An 18,327-nucleotide genomic window follows, 5' to 3' on the forward strand; every position below is an offset into this window, starting at 1 on the left:
AATATCAACAGATATATCAGCATCAAAACCCATACCCATAAAGTGGTATTTTGATCACCAAGAGTGGCAAATATTCGCTGTTAGAATATTTGAGGTAAATCAGATTAACCAAGCAATGATAATTATTAACATCATGATAAATGGATAAAAAAATAGCAACCCGAGTTGGGTTGCTATTGCTATTGTTATTGAGTGGCTAATGTCAAAAGCACGGTTAATCAGAGTTGATTAACAATCGCTTATCGCATTACGCACTCGCTTGTCTGATACCGGGTAAGGCGTACCCAACTGCTGGGCAAAATAACTGACACGCAACTCCTCAATCATCCAACGGATCTCCTTAACCTTCTCAGGCACAGGCTGACCTTTAGGGATCTTGTTCAGCAGTTCTTTATAATCAGATACCACCGACTCAATCTTCATGATATGCATACGGTCTTTGTTAGGATCAATTGGCAGTTTTTCCATACGGCGCTCAATAGCACGCATGTAGCGAAGGATATCTGGCAATTTCTTCCAACCACATTCAGTAGCAAAGCCTTTGAAAATCAGCCCTTCAATCTGTGCCTTGATATCCGAAAGCGCAAATGCCATCGTCAAATCTACACGGCCTTTCAACTTCTTATTGATATTGAATGCTGTGGTCAGAATCTCTTCTACCTGCTTGGCAATATCTACTACGGTATCACCAAGTTCACCACGAACATGCTCTTTCAGTGTTTCGAAAGCCTCTGGTTGCCATACTAAACCGCCCTTCTCTTCGATTAGCTTATCGATACCACAGGCAATACAGTCATCAATCAAATCCATGACCCGACCATAAGGGTTGAAGTACAGACCTAACTTCGACTTGTTCGGCAAGTTGGCATGCAGGTATTTGATCGGCGAAGGTACATTGAGCAAGACCAAACGACGCTGGCCTTGCTGCATCGCGGTACGCTGCTCTTCTTCGGTTTCAAACAGTTTGATACCCACAGAGTCTTTGTTATCAACAATCGCAGGGTAAGCTTTCACTTCGAAACCGCCGCGTTTTTGCTGGTAACGCTCTGGCAACTCACCAAAGCTCCAGGTCTTCAGCCCTTCCTGCTCGATATCGTCATCGGCAACTTTGGACAGGGTTTCCTGGACCTTCTCTTTCAGACCGTCTTTCAGGCTGTAAAGATCTTTGCTCTCGCGCAACTTACGGTTACGGTGATCAACCACTCGGTATGTGATCTTCAGGTGATCAGGTACTTGATCAAGATTCCAGTCTTCGCGCAACACCGTCACACCAGAAATTCGCTTGAGTTCTTTCTCAAGTGAATCCAGCAGTGGCATTGCCATAGCTTCTGCGCGCGCAAGGAAAGCATCGGCGTAGTTTGGTGCAGGAACGAAGTTACGACGAACAGGTTTTGGCAGTGACTTGATCAGCGCAACGATCAACTCCTGGCGCAGACCCGGGATCTGCCAATCAAAACCATCGGTTTCGACTTGGTTCAAGATAGGCAACGGTACATGCACCGTTACACCGTCACTGTCTTCACCCGGTTCGAACTGATAGCTCAGCTTAAGCTTCAGGTTGCCCTGATGCCAGAAGTTCGGGTAATCCAAATCGGTGATATGACTCGCATCGCCCTTGAACAGCATTTCGCGTTCGAAATTAAGCAGCTCGGCATTGTCACGCGAGGCTTTCTTCCACCACGTATCAAAATGGCGGCCTGAAACCACAGTGTGGTCAATTCGCTGATCGTAGAAATTAAACAGCTCATCGTCATCAATCAAGATGTCACGACGACGTGATTTATGCTCCAGCTCTTCAATTTCGCGCAATAGCTTGCGATTCTGCTGGTAGAACTTGTGCTTGGTTTCCCAATCCCCTTCTACCAACGCCGAACGGATGAACAGCTCACGAGAAATAACCGGATCAATCTTGCCGTAATTGACCTTACGCTTGGCAACAACAGGAATACCGTAAATCGTCACTTTCTCGAAGGCTGCAACGGCAGCTTGTTTCTTCTCCCAGTGCGGCTCACTGTAGCTGCGCTTAAGCAGGTGCTCAGCCAAAGGCTCCACCCACTCAGGTTGGATCTTGGCGGCAATACGGCCCCACAAACGTGAGGTTTCAACCAACTCTGCAACCATTACCCACTTAGGCTGCTTCTTGAAGATGCCAGAGCCCGGGAAGATATTAAAGCGAGCATTTCGCGCACCTTGATACTCGTTCTTTTCCTGATCTTTAAGGCCAATATGCGAAAGCATGCCGGACAAAATCGCAGTGTGGATGCCTTGATAGCTGGCTTCCTGCTCATTGATGCGGAACTCTAGTTCTTTAACGACTTGGCTGACCTGGTAGTAGATATCCTGCCATTCACGGACACGCAGGTAGTTCAGGTAATCTTTCTTACACTGGCGGCGGAACTGGTTGCCTGACAACGCTTTTTGCTGCTCTTGGATGTAATCCCACAGGTTAACAAAAGTCACGAAGTCTGATTCTTTGTCGTAGAAACGACGGTGCTTTTCATCCGAAGCTTGCTGCTTGTCAGAAGGACGCTCACGTGGGTCTTGAATAGACAGTGCACAAGCAATGATCATCACTTCGCGTAAAGAACCCTGCTTCGGCGCTTCCAACACCATACGCGCCAAACGTGGGTCAATCGGTAATCGGGCCAACTGTCGGCCAATCTGCGACAAACGCTTACGCGGATCTTTTGCCTTGGTGTTAATCGCACCCAACTCTTCCAAGAGGCGGATACCATCTTGGATATTGCGGTTGTCCGGCGCTTCAACGAACGGGAAAGCTTGAATATCACCAAGGCCAATTGCCGTCATCTGCAAGATAACAGATGCAAGGTTGGTACGAAGGATCTCTGGGTCGGTAAACTCAGGGCGTGACAGAAAGTCCTCTTCTGAGTAAAGGCGGATACAGATACCTTCAGCTACACGGCCACATCGACCTTTACGCTGGTTGGCACTCGCCTGAGACACACGCTCGATCGGTAGGCGCTGTACTTTGGTACGGTAGCTGTATCGGCTGATACGCGCAGTACCCGGGTCGATAACATATCGAATCCCCGGTACAGTCAAAGATGTCTCTGCAACGTTAGTTGAAAGCACGATACGACGACCGGCATGAGTTTGGAACACTCGGTTCTGCTCACCGGCCGACAACCGAGCATACAGTGGCAGAATTTCGGTATCCCGCAGGTTGCGTTTCTCTAGCGCATCGGCAGTATCGCGGATCTCCCGCTCACCGTTCATAAAGATCAGGATATCGCCCAAGCCTTCATCGCACAGTTCGTCTACTGCATCAAAAATAGCTTGAAGTTGGTCGCGATCACTATCGTCTCCATCTTCGGAAACCGGACGGTAACGCACTTCCACAGGGTAAGTACGGCCTGAAACTTCAATAATCGGGGCATTGAAGAAGTGCTTGGAAAAACGCTCCGGATCGATAGTTGCCGACGTAATAATGACTTTTAGATCTGGGCGCTTTGGTAGCAATTCACGCAGATAACCCATGATAAAATCGATGTTGAGGCTACGTTCGTGGGCCTCATCGATAATGATGGTGTCATATTGGTTCAAGAAACGGTCGTTTTGGATCTCGGCCAGCAAGATACCATCGGTCATCAGCTTGACTTGGCTACGATCCGACACTTTGTCGTTGAATCGAACCTTATAGCCGACGTAAGAGCCTAGCTCACACTGAAGCTCTTCAGCAATACGGCTTGCGACTGAGCGGGCCGCTAATCGGCGAGGCTGGGTATGACCAATCATGCCCTTGGTGCCGAGCCCTAGCTCCAAACAGATTTTTGGTAGCTGGGTCGTTTTACCCGAACCGGTTTCACCGGCGACAATCACAACCTGGTTGTTTTTAATCGCCTCGGCGATTTCGTCTTTTTTCTGGCTGACCGGCAATTGCTCTGGGTAAGAGATTGTCGGTCGCTGGGTCGCACGCATCTGCACGGTTTGCATTGATTTGGCGATATCTAGCGCGATTTCGTCAAACACAGCATGCCTTGCCTGCTCTTTCTTGATCCTTGCTGCACCTTGCACACGTTTGTGCAAACGAAACTGATCGCGCATCATGCAATCTTTAATCGCAGCTTTGAGGGTTTTTTCGTTGTTTAAAACGTTAGCCTGAGGAGTATTCGACTGAGTCAATGGAATTCCTGATATTTCAGCTGGGTATTTCACAAAATTGGACGAATTCTACCACAACTCTGTGGTTTTGCGGCATACGAGAATTGCAGCCAAATTTTTCGCTAATATGTATGACTTAATTTGCAGCACAAATATGACTTCAGGTATTATTTTGTCGCAACTTCATTCCATAGAGTAAAAATAATGAAAAAAACACTAGTTAGCCTTGCGCTGGCAGCTGTGATGGCATCACCTGCTTTTGCTAACCAACCTGTACAGCTTTCAGTACCTGGCAATAACCTACCTGACGGCAATGTTCACGGTTTCCGCGCTTCTCTTCTATACGGACAGACTCCATCTGTTACTGGTTTCCAGCTACCTATGCTTGGTCTTGCTGAATCGCAAACTTTCAAAGGCTTGAGCTTCGGTATCCTATTCGGTGCAAACCGTGTAACTGGCAACTCTACAGGTGTTAAGTTCGGTTTAGCTAACTGGAACGACAACACAGCAGCAGGTGCTGATTTTGGTTTTGCCAACTACACTGGCAGCCAGTTCACAGGTCTTCAGTTCGGCGCGCTTAACTACGCAGGTAGCCTTAACGGCCTGCAGCTTGGCTTCATCAACGCCACTGACCGCATCGAAAAAGGTGTCCAGATTGGTCTAATCAACTATGACAAGTCTGGTACCTTCGTCAGCAAAGATATCCCAGTATTCCCAATTATTAACGCCCGTTTCTAATAACAGTCGTTAACAGTCCGGCATGACTGGTAATTATAGTCTGGAGTCCATCTCCAGACTTCTTTCACTTTCTCCTTCCCCCACTAAGCTAACCCCAACTTTCTGCTGACAACTATTGTTGAATAATTGCTGACTAAACATCCAACTAAGCCACAACTAAGGAACTCCGTACCCGACTAAAGAGTCTTATACTTAATAGAAATGAAACCTGAGGCTCAGCATGTTCAAACAATTGCGTACAATTTTCCGCCAAGTGATGAATGAAGGCACCGATGGCGGTGCTGTCGATACCCCAACTCTCCACCTTTCCATGGCATGCTTGCTTTGTGAAGTTTCAAATGCCGATCACAGTGACGATCCAAGAGAAATCCAAGCCAAACGCCACCAACTTGTTTACCTTCTTGATATCAGTGAAGAGAATGCCGACGCACTGTTGGAAAAAGCACTCCTTCAGAGCAAATCATCTGTCTCGCTGTATGATTTCACCAGTAAACTCCGCTCCCTACAACCCGAGCAACGCTTCGAACTCATTGAAGCCATGTGGCAAGTTGCCTATGCCGATGGTGTGCTAGACCCGATGGAAGAAGCGGTGATCCGCCAAGTTGCCGAGCTTATCTATGTCGACCACTCAGAGTACATCCGGGCAAAATTAGCCGTGCAGAATAGCTTGGAAAACGAATAGTAAATATGAATCAAAGACAGCTTTTGTTGCTGTCATCTTCATTTTACGTGCTCAAACTCAAGACTTTGACAGCAAAGCACTTAATTGCATATATAACGTACTATAATTTAGAGGTTACAAAGACATAAAAAGCAATAAGGAGATTTCGAAATGTCATGTTCCCATACCCATTCTCACCCTGAGCATACCCATGGACCAAATTGTGGTCACACCGCAATTAAACATGGTGATCATGTCGACTATCTTGTCGACGGCCACTTGCACCATCCGCACGGTGATCACTGCGACGACCACGCGATTGAAGTCGATGCTGAACACCCTACTGAATGTAATTCAGCCCACCACTGCGGAGACCATGTGCACGGTCCTGGTTGCGGGCATGAAGCGATCCAACACGGTGACCATGTCGATTACATCGTAAACGGCCGTTTGCACCATCAGCATGGTGACCACTGCGATGATCATGGCCCAGTTGAGGTGGTAACGGGCTAGTCGTTTCTTATGTGACGATTTTGAAGAATTTCAAGCCGGCAGAAAATGCCCTGCCGGCTCATTACTCTATTCGGCTTTCGACAAGTTATCACTCATCAACCCGGTGATACGCTCAAATTCTTCCAGCTCCTTTTGAGAAATTCCTCTCATCATCTTGTCATTCATCTTTGAATCGATAGTCTCAAGCTGCGCCAAGATCGCCATTCCTTCGCTGGTAACCAATAAACGTTGACTTCGTTTGTCTTCAGGATTCGGCACTTTCTCAATCAAGCCCTGCTTGATCAATTCATTTAGCAAACGCGTTACCTGTGCTTTGTCCCGGTTTAAGAATTGGGCAATATCAATCGCGGTACATGATTGTTTTTTATTAATAATTTTAAGTACGCGAAGGTGCATTGGGGTGATGTTCAAATCCAGCTGCTCTATATGTTCATGCATGTGGCGTTTGAGCATATGGACTAACTGAAACAAACTTTCGAGTGACTTTGACTCTGACATCCGGTGTTCCTCAAATAAAAATATAGTTGACATTATCAACCAAACCACTATAGTTGACATTATCAACTTAATTGAGCGAAATTTCAAGACTGGAGAATCTCGATGACTGCAGAAACAACGATGACAGCCCCATTCCCCAATCAAAAGAAAACCCCATTGATCTACAAAGTACTAGTTGTGCTGGGCATGATGACCCTAATGGGTGGCACATTGACCGGGGTAATGACATATATGAACGTCGGCTACACCGAAACATTCTTTGCCGCCTGGTTCAGCTCATTCCTGAAAACAGTATTGGTCATGATGCCGTTTGGTTTGGTGATGATGACTTTAGTCACCAAGCTGATAGGCAAATTGATGCCCAATTCCAGTGAGAAAAGACGAAATCTGGTAGTGGGCCTGAATATGGCTGTGATAATGGAATCTATGATGGCCTTCACCACTACCGCAAACAACATCGGTTTTGACGATATGGCGCTTTTTGCAAATAGCTGGTTGCAGGGTTTTATTGCCGCTCTGCCTGTTGGCTTGGCCTTGATCACCATTATCTCAATGACTATTAAGCCTAAGGTTGAACGCTTTCTAAAAAGCTAACCCCAAATTTTCAAATTGATATAACGACTTAACCGACTAAAACACCGGAGCTAAATATGAAACACAACTACCGTATTACTATCGAACGAACCAACGAAGACAATGCTGCCACTATGCAGTTCGAGTTTGAAGATCGTGAAGATATGTTTGCCATTGTCGATGCTATTAAGCACGGCAGCGGATTGGATGAAAACGACTCGACCCGTCTAGGGATTGCTCTGCGTCTGCTTGGCCCAATGATGATGAAAGATCGCAAACACCCATTGTTTGCAGAATTCTTCCCGCATTTCGGCACATTCATGAAAGGTCTGAAAGCTAAGCTGAAAAACAAAAGCTAACGTTATTCGGTGAATAAACCAGAGCTGCCCTTGTCTTGATATCCAAGCATGACAGGCAGCTTCAGGTTTATATGGAACATCTAGTTACACTTTCAACTAAGCTGTATTAACTCTAACTAGATCTGACTCTCTCGAATCAAAGCGTGCAAACCTTCAAAACAGCCGCTGTACTTCAATGAATTAGCTTGCTTCGATATATCTTTGGCAGACATCGGCGCGGTTTCAACGGCATCGAAAACTTGTCCCATGACACCTTCCAGATACTCGTCGCTGATATCCGCTAAGCGTACCGGGTAACGCTTTCCGACGCTTACCTTGGCTTTGAAATAGGTATGCTTTCCCTGCAATTGCTCAACATTTACATCAAAACCCAATAGCTTCATTGCACACACATTTTCATGCCAATTTAACTGCATTCCTATCTCCCTAAAAGGCTGGTGCAACCTTTGATACCTAACGGTCTTGGTCGCTTTATATCCTCCATCATTAATTACACGTCAATGTGACAATCATATTGAGCTTTAATGGAGGAAATAGGAAAGCAGTCGTAATAGATTTTGCTAGCGCACATCGATGGTGCGGCTGGCCTTGCGATACTGTACCTTCCAGCCTTGCCAACGTGGAAGCTCCCAACGTTTTGGGTCAGCCTTGCGGTTACCGCTCTCATGGATAGCCAGCACCAATTTGCGCGGTATGTGATATTCGATTCGCATCGTCAGATCGGTCAAGGCTACCTTGTAGGGAAACGCTTGATCAAAATCGGCTCGCTCCCACTGTGGAATGCCATCAAAAATGAAATCATCCGTCGTAAATAGTTCGAAATCTTCGGCAGATTCTACCCCTAACGCTTCAATCTGTTCGCCCAACCATTGACGGACATCGACAGCCTCAGCAGCACGAGTGCAAACATCCGCCTGATAGTTGCCCAAGGCTAAATACAAATTCCACTGGTGGATATCAGCTGTGATTTTTTCACCAAGCCCATGCAATATTGAGCCATTCAGGATCATATCGATATATGTGTCATGGGCGGAGGCACCCTGCGGTGCCACCCACTCAGAATAGATCACACGCCCGGCATAAACCCTTTGCTTTTCAACCAAGCAGCCTTGCTCACCGACTTGTGTTTCGCCATAAGCTTCGTCGCCCATTTCAAGTTGGTTCATCAGCGCAAGGGGAACGGGAGCCATACAGGTAGCCAATACTAAATTCTGCTTCACCCCTTTGCCCGGCAAAGCAAACTGGTCAAAAACAACCGCTGCCTCAGCACTTTCTGGGTACCGGCTATCACGGCCAATGCTGACTTCACTATACCCGTTACCCAATGCTTGCCGACGCTTTTGCCTGCGAACAAATACAAGCTCGGGAGCGGCTTTCATTACCGCCTGTAGCCATGAATCCCTTTTCACCGACGTAGCCACTTCCAGAGCCGGTAAGCCAAGCGCTTCGCGCATTTGTCCTGATAGCATCCGCGCCTCTGCCAGCACCTCTTTGTCAAAAGTCAGCCATTCGGGTTCACTGCCGCGAAGTAGCTTGATAAGTGCCATCGCGTCACAATGATTAGTCTCCCACTGTGCCAGCTTTTCACGGGCTTCCTCGCCGGATGGCATTTGCCATATGCGTTGGTAAACACTCAGCGATGCTGCCAAATCGACCATTGCCTCGCGGCTAGCTTTGTCCGCCATTGCGGTGATCAGGTGAGCAAACAAGGTATCTATCGGCAAGGGATACAGAATTTGACCATGCTCGGTTGAATTGCCCTTATCATCAATCGCCTGCATTTGCAGAAGTTTATCTTTGGCAATCAATAAAGACTTATCAGGCAAAGTATCGACAAAGTCCAAGGTATTTAGCGGAAAGCCGCAGCATGCAGCTGCCAGCATCGGCTCAACCAGTTCTTCGCGGTGCATCTCTGGTGGCGTGATTAACTCCAGCGGCGCAGCCTTACCAAATAACCTCACACAGGTGCCATCGGTAACACGTCCTGCCCGCCCCTTGCGCTGCTCGGCACTGGCTTTTGAAATAGCGTGCAAACCGAGTACCGTTCGACCATTGCGTTGGTGTGTCCTTCGCTCCAATCCGGTATCAACAATCAAGGTAACGCCAGGAATAGTCAGCGAAGTTTCCGCAACATTGGTCGCCAAAATAATACGCTGCTTATCACTTTCAGTCAGTGCGCGGTGGCGCTCATCATCACTTACAGAGGCATGCAACGGGATAATATCAAGTATTCCAAGGTCAACTTGCTCCCTGAAGGCCTGTTTTAGGGTTGATAAGCATTGAGCGATTTCTTTTCGGCCCGGCAAGAAAACCAAAATATCCTGATGGTTCTCATACCTTGTGAGCACCGCCTCTTTGACTTTATTCTCGATGTACCGGATATCCGGCATATTGCGGCTATCTGAAGCGAGATGCTCGACAGCCACCTGAAAATTGCGACCTTTGGCATTAAGGCATTCACCCTGAAGGTAAGAGGCTAACCGTTCACTATCAAGCGTTGCCGATGTCACCACTAGTTTGTGGGTATCCTTTTGCTTAAGCATCGCCAGCAACAGATCCGTGTCCCAGCGGCGTTCGTGAAATTCATCAATGATGATAGTGGCAAAACCTGCAAGACCATCTTCACTCAACCACCGCAATGCCACGCCCGGAGTAACAAAAACGACTTGAGAGTCATCAGAGTACGTATTTTCAAAGCGGATGGCATAACCTATCGACTCACCAACACTTTCGTTCCTCTCGCTGGCGACAAACTCAGCCAAAGAACGGCACGCGACTCGCCTTGGTTCAACAACAAGCACCCTTCCCTGCTCTGCCGCCCAAACGGGTAAACGGGTCGATTTACCCGAACCGGTTTCGGCAGAAACAACAAGGTGGGTGTGGGAAAGGCGTTCGAGGAACTGGGCTTTAAGCGAATCAATAGGTAGAGAGATAGACATAGCAAAGGTTTTGCATCAACAACATACCCGTATTGTGGCAAGTTTTACAGACCATGTCATGACTAAGTTGTCCTGACGTGTCGTTGCAGGATACGGGTTGCCTCTTGCTTGACCATGGTGTTCTTGCGCCACTTCCAATAAAGCTCTCGTGCCTTGCGGCCACTGTGCTCGATAGCCACAATGGGTTCAGGATAGTTTTCACCCAAAACCAGTTGATACATTTGCTGCTCCATCTGTGTCAGTTGCCATGGTTGATGGATAAGTTCGTTGGGCAGCATGCTGATTTCAGGCACCCAGTGACGGATAAAGCAGCCATCAGGATCATGCTCCTGCGATTGTTTAATCGGGTTATAAATTCGTATGGTGTTTATACCCGTTACCCCAGCTTGCATTTGAAACTGCGGGTAATGAATACCCGGTTCGAAATCGAGGAACAAGGAAGCTAAATGTTCAACGCCATGGCGCCAATCAACCATCAAATGGTGGCAAAGAAAACTAACCAGCATTGCCCGCATACGAAAATTAATATAGCCGGTTTGGATCAAGCAACGCATACACGCATCAACCAAGGGATAACCGGTTGTTCCAGTTTTCCATGCATGCAATTTCGAGCTGATATCTTGCTCATAAGGAAATGTCTGGTAGCCCCGATTGATCGGCCTTTGTTCCATGTCTATTTCAGACTCGAACTTTTGGATAAAGTGACAATGCCAATGCAGACGCGAAGCAAAGGCAGCCAGGGAACGTCGCCAGCCTGGCTTTTTCCAGTTAGCCAATACGACCTGATAGACTTGCCGTAGGCTTAGGTTCCCCCATGCAAGGTAAGGCGAAAGCCGAGAGCAACTGTCGACGCTTTTTGAAGGCGAGGAAATACCAAAGGCGTAACCCTTGCCTCGGGATTCAAAAAAGCTCTCCATTACTTGGTGGGCAGAAATCTCGCCGCCGGTTTGCAGGCTATGGTTGGGAGTATTCCATTGCTTGGGTGCGTTATAGAGCGGTAAAATGGTCTCTGTTACCCATTGCATAGATTCGAGCCTTGGCAGAGCCAACGATGAGCGCATAAATTTATGCCAATGCTTATCCCAACCATCACGGGAGGTGGCCCCACGTATCACTGCCCCCGTTGGCGACTCCAACCATTGTATCCCCTGCTGGGAACACCAATTTGCAACTATGCGGTCTCTGTCAAAAGTACACTGCAGCCCGACCTCCTGGTGGCTCCGCACACACTCAATATTAAATTGCTCATGCAGTGTTTGGAAAACGGAAATCGCTTCACCTCGTACCGTCACAACCTTGCCGCCATATCGGCCAAGTTGCTCGTTTAACTGCTCAAGCGATTGCTGGACAAAGCGCCAATGCCTTTCGCTATAGTGGGGATTATCCAATAGCATTGGTTCAAAGATATAGAGAAGTAAACACGGAGTCTGGGGTATAAGCGAGGCGAGATATAATGGTTCGTGGTCGCACAATCGCAGATCACGTTTAAACCATACTAATTGAATCGTTGATTTTTTCATTGTCTTTCCCTTTTTGAAAGACAACGGTGTTTTTTCTTATAAAGATCAATATCTGTAACTTTACACCGACAACAGAAAGACCGGAACTCACTTATCGATGAGGGGGTGTTTTCCGATGTATCACCTTGCGATAAATACAACTGATCAGCCAGCACACCACCAAGGTATAAACAACAGCCGTGAAAACACTCAGCAACCTAAATTGATAAGACTGGTAGATATTAAAATCAAACCTGTCAGCTTGCAGAAGCAGCAAGGCAAATGGCGTCAATGAATAATGGGCCAAATGCTTGGCCTTGGAATTGTATATGACAGCGGTCAGCAGCAAACTGGAAAGAAACACCACCGCAAGCGGTAGAAGGTACTCGCTGGAAATCACTGACAAAGCTTGAGTGTAGGTGATATAGCCTGCCACCGCCAAAGCACCACCGAGCAAATTTGCTCGAAGGAAATCCCAGCCGATTCTAGCAACATGACTGACTTCAGGGTAAAAGCTAATCACACTCACTGCCACAATGACCATATAATACTGCTTCAAATCTGTGTAGGTGAACAATATGAGAAGCGGCATAAATACCGCAAGTACCGCCCACTCTTTTTTGATCATTATCGGAGTTGTACTGGCATCAGTTTCAGAGTGCGAATCTCCATCTTGGATTGGGGTTGGTAGCAAGATATACATTAAGTAGCAAACCACCATGGCAACAGCCAGACCAAGCAGTAGGCTAATGGTAAACGGCATTATTAATGCTTGGTTTACTATGCCAATCGCCGATACCAACACGATTGCCACGACACGAATGGGAGCATGAATAGGGTTTGGCTTTAACCTGTCAAAGCGGTGGCAAGTAAAAATCACTGCTGCAATAATTAGAAGAAATATCAGGGGTGACAACGAATAAACCTTCGCAATCAAGGCACCAACCACCGCACCAACGGCTGCAGTAATAAATACCTTACCGTATCCTTTTAATTGGAGAGATGGTAATTGCAACATCATAATGTGCAAACTGAACAAAGGACAAAAAAATGAAAAGGGCCAATCAAATAACAATGTTATGGCAACACAGACAGTGAATGTAAGTGTCAATTGCAATTGAGGAGTAATACCTTTTTGTCCAATGTTCATCGATTCTTCACTATCCTATCTTCCCTTAAGCTAAGTTTTTCGCCAGTTCCAAACACAACCTACGTAGCGATTCTACCTCTTCGGGTTTCATACTAGATTTTTCCTCAAGCTGCGCCTTAAGATCTTTGGCTTTTTCACGCAGTGCCAAGCCTTCTGCGGTCAGGGAAATCACCTTTTTCCGTTCATCTTCAGCGGATACTTTACGGGTTAACAGCGCTTTTGCCTCAAGCCGCTTTACGATCGGAGTTAATGTGCCCGAGTCTAGCTGAGTGTTATTCGAGACTTCCTTCAAGCTGACACCATCGTTGTACCAAAGCGACTGCATCACGATATATTGCGGATAGGTTAGATCAAACTCATCCAGCAAAGGACGATAGGCCCTCACCAGCGCATTTGACGCGGTATACAAGGCAAAACACACATTGTCTGATAGCTTCTGGGCCATACTAAGATCCGAGGTTATCCATCTGTATTGTTCAATTCTGTTGCGATGATAGCAGATTCAATGCGGATCAAAATACATTGCGCGCAAATTATTTTCTCACAAAGCTATTGCAAGTTGCCAAATCAATCATTAAGTTAATAGGCAAATAGTTTGCGCGCTAACCTTTTTTGCATAAAGTATTTATTAGAACAGCTGATAAGGATTGATAATGAACAGCCAACAAGTCCACCTTGCATCACGCCCACAAGGTACACCTTCTAAAGATAACTTCGAACTTGTCACTGTGGCCCTGCCGGAACTGAAAGAGGGAGAGATACTGGTTCAAAATACCTGGATGTCTGTCGACCCTTACATGCGAGGTCGCATGATTGATCGCAAGAGTTACATCCCACCATTCCAAATTGGCGAAGTGTTAGAAGGCGGCGCTATCGGCGAAGTCACCCAATCCAATAACCCAGACTTCCCTGTCGGCAGTAAAGTCAGCAGCATGCTGGGATGGCGCAGCCACTTTATCAGCGACGGCACTGGGTTAACCTTATTGCCAACTACCCCACTTCCAGAGCAAACATTCCTCGGAATCATGGGTATGCCGGGTATGACAGCATGGACGGGTTTATTCCGTATTGCCGACCTTCAGCCTTCTGATACTGTATTTGTCTCTGCGGCTTCAGGCGCTGTCGGCAGCATTGCCTGCCAGATCGCCAAAATGCATGGCTGTACCGTTATCGGCTCGGTTGGTTCGCAAGAAAAAGCAGATTACCTTCTTTCACTGGGTGTGGATGCGGTCATCAACTACAAGGAAGCAGAAGATCTGACCCAAGCTCTGGCTGAAGTGGCACCTCAAGGCGTTGATGTCTACTTCGAAAATGTTGGCGGTGAGCACTTGGAAGCAGCCCTTAACAATATGAATGACTATGGCCGCATTGCCGTATGCGGTTTGATCTCGCAATACAATGCCACTGAGCCACAACCGGGGCCAAGCAACATGGCAATGTTGATAATCAAAAAACTCAAGATGCAGGGCTTTATCGTGTTCGATCACTGGGCACATTATGGTGAATATGCACAGCAAATGGGTCAATGGATTGCCGATGGCAAAGTAAAATACGAAGAGACGGTTTACCAAGGTATTGACCAGGCGGCAGACGCTTTCATCGGTCTATTCGAAGGTAAGAACAAAGGCAAAATGCTCGTTAAGCTATGATGTTTACATAGCTTGGATGCTTGCATAGAGTAGTTAAATTAGCCACCAGCCATTTTTGACATGGCTGGTGGCCAGTACCGCAATAAACCATACTTTGTTGATGGATAAATATCCCACCTCACCCAAAACATTCGCCTTCTAGTCACATTCTTTCATAAACCATTGACATTCAGCTGTAACTCCCTAGCCTTACATCACCTTTTGAATTTTTCAGGCAATTGTCATCATGAGCCGCAAAGAGATTTTTAACCCTGAGCTTTGGGAAGAGGTTCCAGGGTTCGACTTTGAAGATATCACTTACCACCGTGCCAAAGACCAAGGTACAGTGCGTGTCGCATTCAACCGCCCGAACTGCCTTAACGCCTTCCGACCAAAAACTGTCGATGAGCTTTACACGGCACTAGACCATGCCCGCCAGTGGTCAGATGTTGGCTGTGTTTTCATCACAGGTAACGGCCCTTCTGAAAAAGGCCAGTGGTCATTCTCATCAGGCGGTGACCAGCGCATTCGCGGTAAAGACGGTTACAAATACGAAGGTGAAGAAGCCGGCAAAGCTGACGTTGCCCGCATGGGTCGCCTGCACATCCTTGAAGTCCAGCGCTTGATCCGCTTTATGCCTAAAGTAGTCATTGCTGTTGTTCCAGGCTGGGCAGTGGGTGGTGGTCATAGCCTTCACGTTGTCTGTGACCTGACACTGGCATCGAAAGAACATGCAATCTTCAAGCAGACTGATCCTGATGTTGCTTCATTTGATTCAGGCTACGGCTCAGCTTACCTTGCTAAAATGATTGGCCAGAAACGTGCCCGTGAAATCTTCTTCTGTGGCTTCAACTACAGTGCTCAGGAAGCTTACGAAATGGGTATGGTCAACAAAGTAGTTGATCACTTCGAACTGGAAGAAGAAGCACTGCGCTGGGCCAAAGAAATCAACAGCAAGTCACCAACGGCTATGCGCATGCTCAAATACGGCTTCAACCTGCCAGATGATGGTTTGGTCGGCCAGCAGCTATTTGCCGGCGAAGCAACACGACTTGCTTACGGGACAGATGAAGCCCAAGAAGGCCGTGATGCGTTCCTGGAAAAACGTGATCAGGACTTCAGCAAGTTCCCTTGGCACTACTAATTGTCGATTAGTCAGTCAAAAGCAAAAACGCGACCTCAAGGGTCGCGTTTTCTTATCTCATCACTGTTGGGGCTACAAGTATATACCCAACAGCACAATCAAAATAGTAATGGCACTCGGCGCAGTCAATCGAAGTGTCCATTTAATACAGGTCTTCATCTCTCCCCCTCACTTTTGAAAGGCACACTCACCGTTGTCTGCCTTACTTCTTGCAAAAGAAAGATAGAAATTTCCGCACATATTAAACAGGTCATTTAACGACATTTGAATTCACAATGACGACTAATGCTTAGCAGATGCCACCAGAAAGCCATTTCGGCCACTGGATTTTACTTGGTACATACAAGCATCAGCTTCATCTAGATAATATTCAGCGGTGTGAATATCTGCGCCAGTATGGATACCGCCGATACTGACACTCACACATTCACGTTGCGGGTGTTTCAAGGCTAGCTCTGTGACAGCCTCGCATGCTTGCTTCGCTTTATCTTCCAGATCTTTTTTACTTATCCCTGTCAGCATCACGACAATTTCCTCGCCACCATACCTAGCAATGACATCGCTTTTTCGCTTGAAGACATTCCGCATTGCTTGAGCTACTTTTTTTAAGTACTCATCGCCTTTTGCATGGCCATAGACATCATTAACCTGTTTGAAATAATCAATATCAATGAGGAGCACACCCAATGGTAACTGCTTGCTTCCCTGATTCATCAAGGTCATTTGTTCTTGCAGGTATCGCCTGTTATATAAACCTGTCACCTCATCAATATATGAATACCCTTTTAGAATAATATTTTTTGCGGCTATTTCTCGGTTATGGATGACCGCCTTAGCCATCCAAGACTTTTTCTTTTGCTCATGGTTGTAATCACGGGCATAGCAACGATAGTTATTTATCGAGATATAATTCAACCAAACGTACATAGCTGCTAAAGAAAAGTAATAGTTTGAATACAACACCATACCTGAGTGAAAAATCTCAACCATCATATTAGCTTGTAATATATAAATGGTATAAACCAGCATAGAAAATGAAGGGGGAAAAACCAGTAACTTGGCAACTAAAGTGATCATTATTAAACTGATGATAGAGATATCTGAGAACATAGAAATCGATAGAGTATGGATAGTTGCAACTATGCTCACCATCACCAAAATGCTTAATTTCTGGTATGCAGCGGACTGACCTGAAATGGCCCCAGACAACAATAACCCTAGACCAAGCACAGGAAAGCCATAGAGAAACAATTGTTTTACATGCTCTCTCTCAATCTCTTTGTCGATGATGATACTTTCATCTAACCAAAAACCTGTCATCTGTGACAAAAGTATCGATATAACAACAATCGCGATAATGAGGTGAAAAAGGTATTTCCCATTATGCCGCTGTATATTTTGTTCTAATTGCGTCTTTCTATAAAACATAAATAAAAAAAATGCCCTTACATCGTAAACATAAAGGCAAATCCCTAGCATATTGGTTATTATTGACCGTCTTCATAGAGGATAGAGTTTCAGGAATAAACTATATTTACCGTCTCTCCTTAGCCGACGAAAACATTATATCCATATCACTATTATCTTTGGAATTACCGTTATTCCAATGAGACACTACATTAATCTGCTTTCATTTCGTCTAAGATTAATGGATAATCCAATCTATGGAATAACAAAAATTATCGATTTATGAATGATTTGAATGCGCTCCATGTTTTTCTTGCTTTAATGCAAACTCATTCAACAACCCGGGCTGCACAAAAGCTTGGCCGTTCGCAGTCCTACGTATCAAAAGTATTGGCCCAACTTCGTGAAGATCTCGATGATCCACTCTTTGTCCGAACCGCTGAAGGGTTATCTCCCACCAGTTATGCCATGAGCATTGAGCCAAGGCTGCGTACAGCTTTGGACCAGGTGACTATTGCCTTAGAGCCTGAAGAATTTGATCCCAAATTACTCGACAAAATTACCCTGCATATTATCGAGCCATACCTGATTACCATCGGCAAAGATATTATTGATGCAATCCGCAAGGAAACCGACGTCGTTATCGATATCCGGCAATGGAGTCCTTTAAGCGAAACGATGATTCAAGAAGAAATCGTCGATATCGGCATACACATCTTGAACAACAAGCCACAAACATTGCACCAGAAACCGCTATTTAAAGGCAGAGCGCATTTTGAGGGCAACACCGATGGTGAATACGTCAAATATATTATTTCGGGGGTCAATGAGTTTGAAAACCGTTACGAGATGATCGATCCTTCAATCGAAACAAAGATTTATACTGACAACCACATTCTTACTACGCAGTTAATGGATACCTGCTACACGCTCCGTTATGCACCAGATAAAGATCAGCAAACCGATTACGATATCGACCTTACCGTCGCTATCATCACCAAGGCGTCACGAAGACAATCAGAAAAAATCCAATGGTTGACTAAACTACTGGTGCCTCTGATCGAAACCTTTGAGGGCTATTGAGTTAACCTTCTAG

General features: G+C 46.1%; 16 protein-coding genes. 8 read left to right on the plus strand and 8 right to left on the minus strand.

All coding sequences use genetic code 11. The features are described from left to right. Positions 1-228: 228 nt before the first annotated feature. Positions 229-4,143, minus strand: a complete 3,915-nt coding sequence (gene hrpA, locus BIZ37_RS11315) for an ATP-dependent RNA helicase HrpA (RefSeq protein ID WP_187461600.1) — start codon at positions 4,141-4,143, stop codon at positions 229-231. 183 nt (positions 4,144-4,326) lie between these two features. Between hrpA and BIZ37_RS11320 the strand changes: the two genes are divergently transcribed. The 3 genes from BIZ37_RS11320 to BIZ37_RS11330 all read left to right on the plus strand — a co-directional run bounded on the left by BIZ37_RS11320 (position 4,327) and on the right by BIZ37_RS11330 (position 6,034). Further along, positions 4,327-4,860: an LA_2272 family surface repeat-containing protein gene (locus BIZ37_RS11320; protein WP_107298044.1), complete on the plus strand. Its 534-nt coding sequence runs from the start codon at positions 4,327-4,329 to the stop codon at positions 4,858-4,860. A gap of 220 nt (positions 4,861-5,080) precedes the next feature. Beyond that, positions 5,081-5,542, plus strand: a complete 462-nt coding sequence (locus tag BIZ37_RS11325; RefSeq protein ID WP_187461601.1) for a TerB family tellurite resistance protein — start codon at positions 5,081-5,083, stop codon at positions 5,540-5,542. Between the two features lie 150 nt (positions 5,543-5,692). Beyond that, positions 5,693-6,034, plus strand: coding sequence for a hypothetical protein (locus tag BIZ37_RS11330; protein ID WP_187461602.1), 342 nt, complete (start codon positions 5,693-5,695; stop codon positions 6,032-6,034). Between the two features lie 66 nt (positions 6,035-6,100). On the opposite strand, the gene BIZ37_RS11335 is transcribed toward BIZ37_RS11330, so the two are convergent. Then, the gene (locus BIZ37_RS11335) at positions 6,101-6,532 is read right to left on the minus strand and encodes a MarR family winged helix-turn-helix transcriptional regulator (RefSeq protein ID WP_187461603.1); all 432 of its coding nucleotides are present in this window, start codon (positions 6,530-6,532) and stop codon (positions 6,101-6,103) included. 102 nt (positions 6,533-6,634) lie between these two features. Between BIZ37_RS11335 and BIZ37_RS11340 the strand changes: the two genes are divergently transcribed. Together BIZ37_RS11340 and BIZ37_RS11345 are read left to right on the plus strand one after the other, a co-directional pair. Next, positions 6,635-7,126, plus strand: coding sequence for a DUF2798 domain-containing protein (locus tag BIZ37_RS11340; protein WP_187461604.1), 492 nt, complete (start codon positions 6,635-6,637; stop codon positions 7,124-7,126). Between the two features lie 56 nt (positions 7,127-7,182). Further along, on the plus strand, positions 7,183-7,464 hold the full coding sequence (locus tag BIZ37_RS11345) for a DUF3861 domain-containing protein (RefSeq protein WP_187461605.1): 282 nt from the start codon (positions 7,183-7,185) through the stop codon (positions 7,462-7,464). Between the two features lie 116 nt (positions 7,465-7,580). On the opposite strand, the gene BIZ37_RS11350 is transcribed toward BIZ37_RS11345, so the two are convergent. The 5 genes from BIZ37_RS11350 to BIZ37_RS11370 all read right to left on the minus strand — a co-directional run bounded on the left by BIZ37_RS11350 (position 7,581) and on the right by BIZ37_RS11370 (position 13,497). Continuing rightward, positions 7,581-7,880 (minus strand): hypothetical protein, encoded by a 300-nt coding sequence (locus tag BIZ37_RS11350; protein WP_187461606.1) that lies wholly within the window; start codon positions 7,878-7,880, stop codon positions 7,581-7,583. 144 nt (positions 7,881-8,024) lie between these two features. Further along, positions 8,025-10,403 (minus strand): helicase-related protein, encoded by a 2,379-nt coding sequence (locus BIZ37_RS11355; RefSeq protein WP_187461607.1) that lies wholly within the window; start codon positions 10,401-10,403, stop codon positions 8,025-8,027. A 62-nt stretch (positions 10,404-10,465) separates the two neighbouring features. Next, on the minus strand, positions 10,466-11,923 hold the full coding sequence (locus tag BIZ37_RS11360; RefSeq protein ID WP_187461608.1) for a cryptochrome/deoxyribodipyrimidine photo-lyase family protein: 1,458 nt from the start codon (positions 11,921-11,923) through the stop codon (positions 10,466-10,468). A 91-nt stretch (positions 11,924-12,014) separates the two neighbouring features. Further along, positions 12,015-13,052: a DUF2955 domain-containing protein gene (locus BIZ37_RS11365; RefSeq protein ID WP_187461609.1), complete on the minus strand. Its 1,038-nt coding sequence runs from the start codon at positions 13,050-13,052 to the stop codon at positions 12,015-12,017. 25 nt (positions 13,053-13,077) lie between these two features. Further along, on the minus strand, positions 13,078-13,497 hold the full coding sequence (locus BIZ37_RS11370; RefSeq protein ID WP_187461610.1) for a MarR family winged helix-turn-helix transcriptional regulator: 420 nt from the start codon (positions 13,495-13,497) through the stop codon (positions 13,078-13,080). A gap of 208 nt (positions 13,498-13,705) precedes the next feature. On the opposite strand from BIZ37_RS11370, the gene BIZ37_RS11375 reads away from it, so the two are divergent. Both BIZ37_RS11375 and BIZ37_RS11380 read left to right on the plus strand, forming a co-directional pair. Next, positions 13,706-14,701: an NADP-dependent oxidoreductase gene (locus tag BIZ37_RS11375; protein WP_187461611.1), complete on the plus strand. Its 996-nt coding sequence runs from the start codon at positions 13,706-13,708 to the stop codon at positions 14,699-14,701. A 226-nt stretch (positions 14,702-14,927) separates the two neighbouring features. Then, positions 14,928-15,824, plus strand: a complete 897-nt coding sequence (locus BIZ37_RS11380; RefSeq protein ID WP_187461612.1) for a 1,4-dihydroxy-2-naphthoyl-CoA synthase — start codon at positions 14,928-14,930, stop codon at positions 15,822-15,824. A 282-nt stretch (positions 15,825-16,106) separates the two neighbouring features. Here BIZ37_RS11380 and BIZ37_RS11385 read toward each other — a convergent pair whose 3' ends face one another. Beyond that, positions 16,107-17,252 (minus strand): GGDEF domain-containing protein, encoded by a 1,146-nt coding sequence (locus tag BIZ37_RS11385; protein ID WP_187461613.1) that lies wholly within the window; start codon positions 17,250-17,252, stop codon positions 16,107-16,109. Positions 17,253-17,513: 261 nt separating this feature from the next. On the opposite strand from BIZ37_RS11385, the gene BIZ37_RS11390 reads away from it, so the two are divergent. Beyond that, positions 17,514-18,314 (plus strand): LysR family transcriptional regulator, encoded by an 801-nt coding sequence (locus tag BIZ37_RS11390; protein WP_187461614.1) that lies wholly within the window; start codon positions 17,514-17,516, stop codon positions 18,312-18,314. Positions 18,315-18,327 lie beyond the last annotated feature (13 nt).

The organism is Photobacterium sp. BZF1 (assembly GCF_014349205.1).
Lineage (GTDB): Bacteria > Pseudomonadota > Gammaproteobacteria > Enterobacterales > Vibrionaceae > Photobacterium.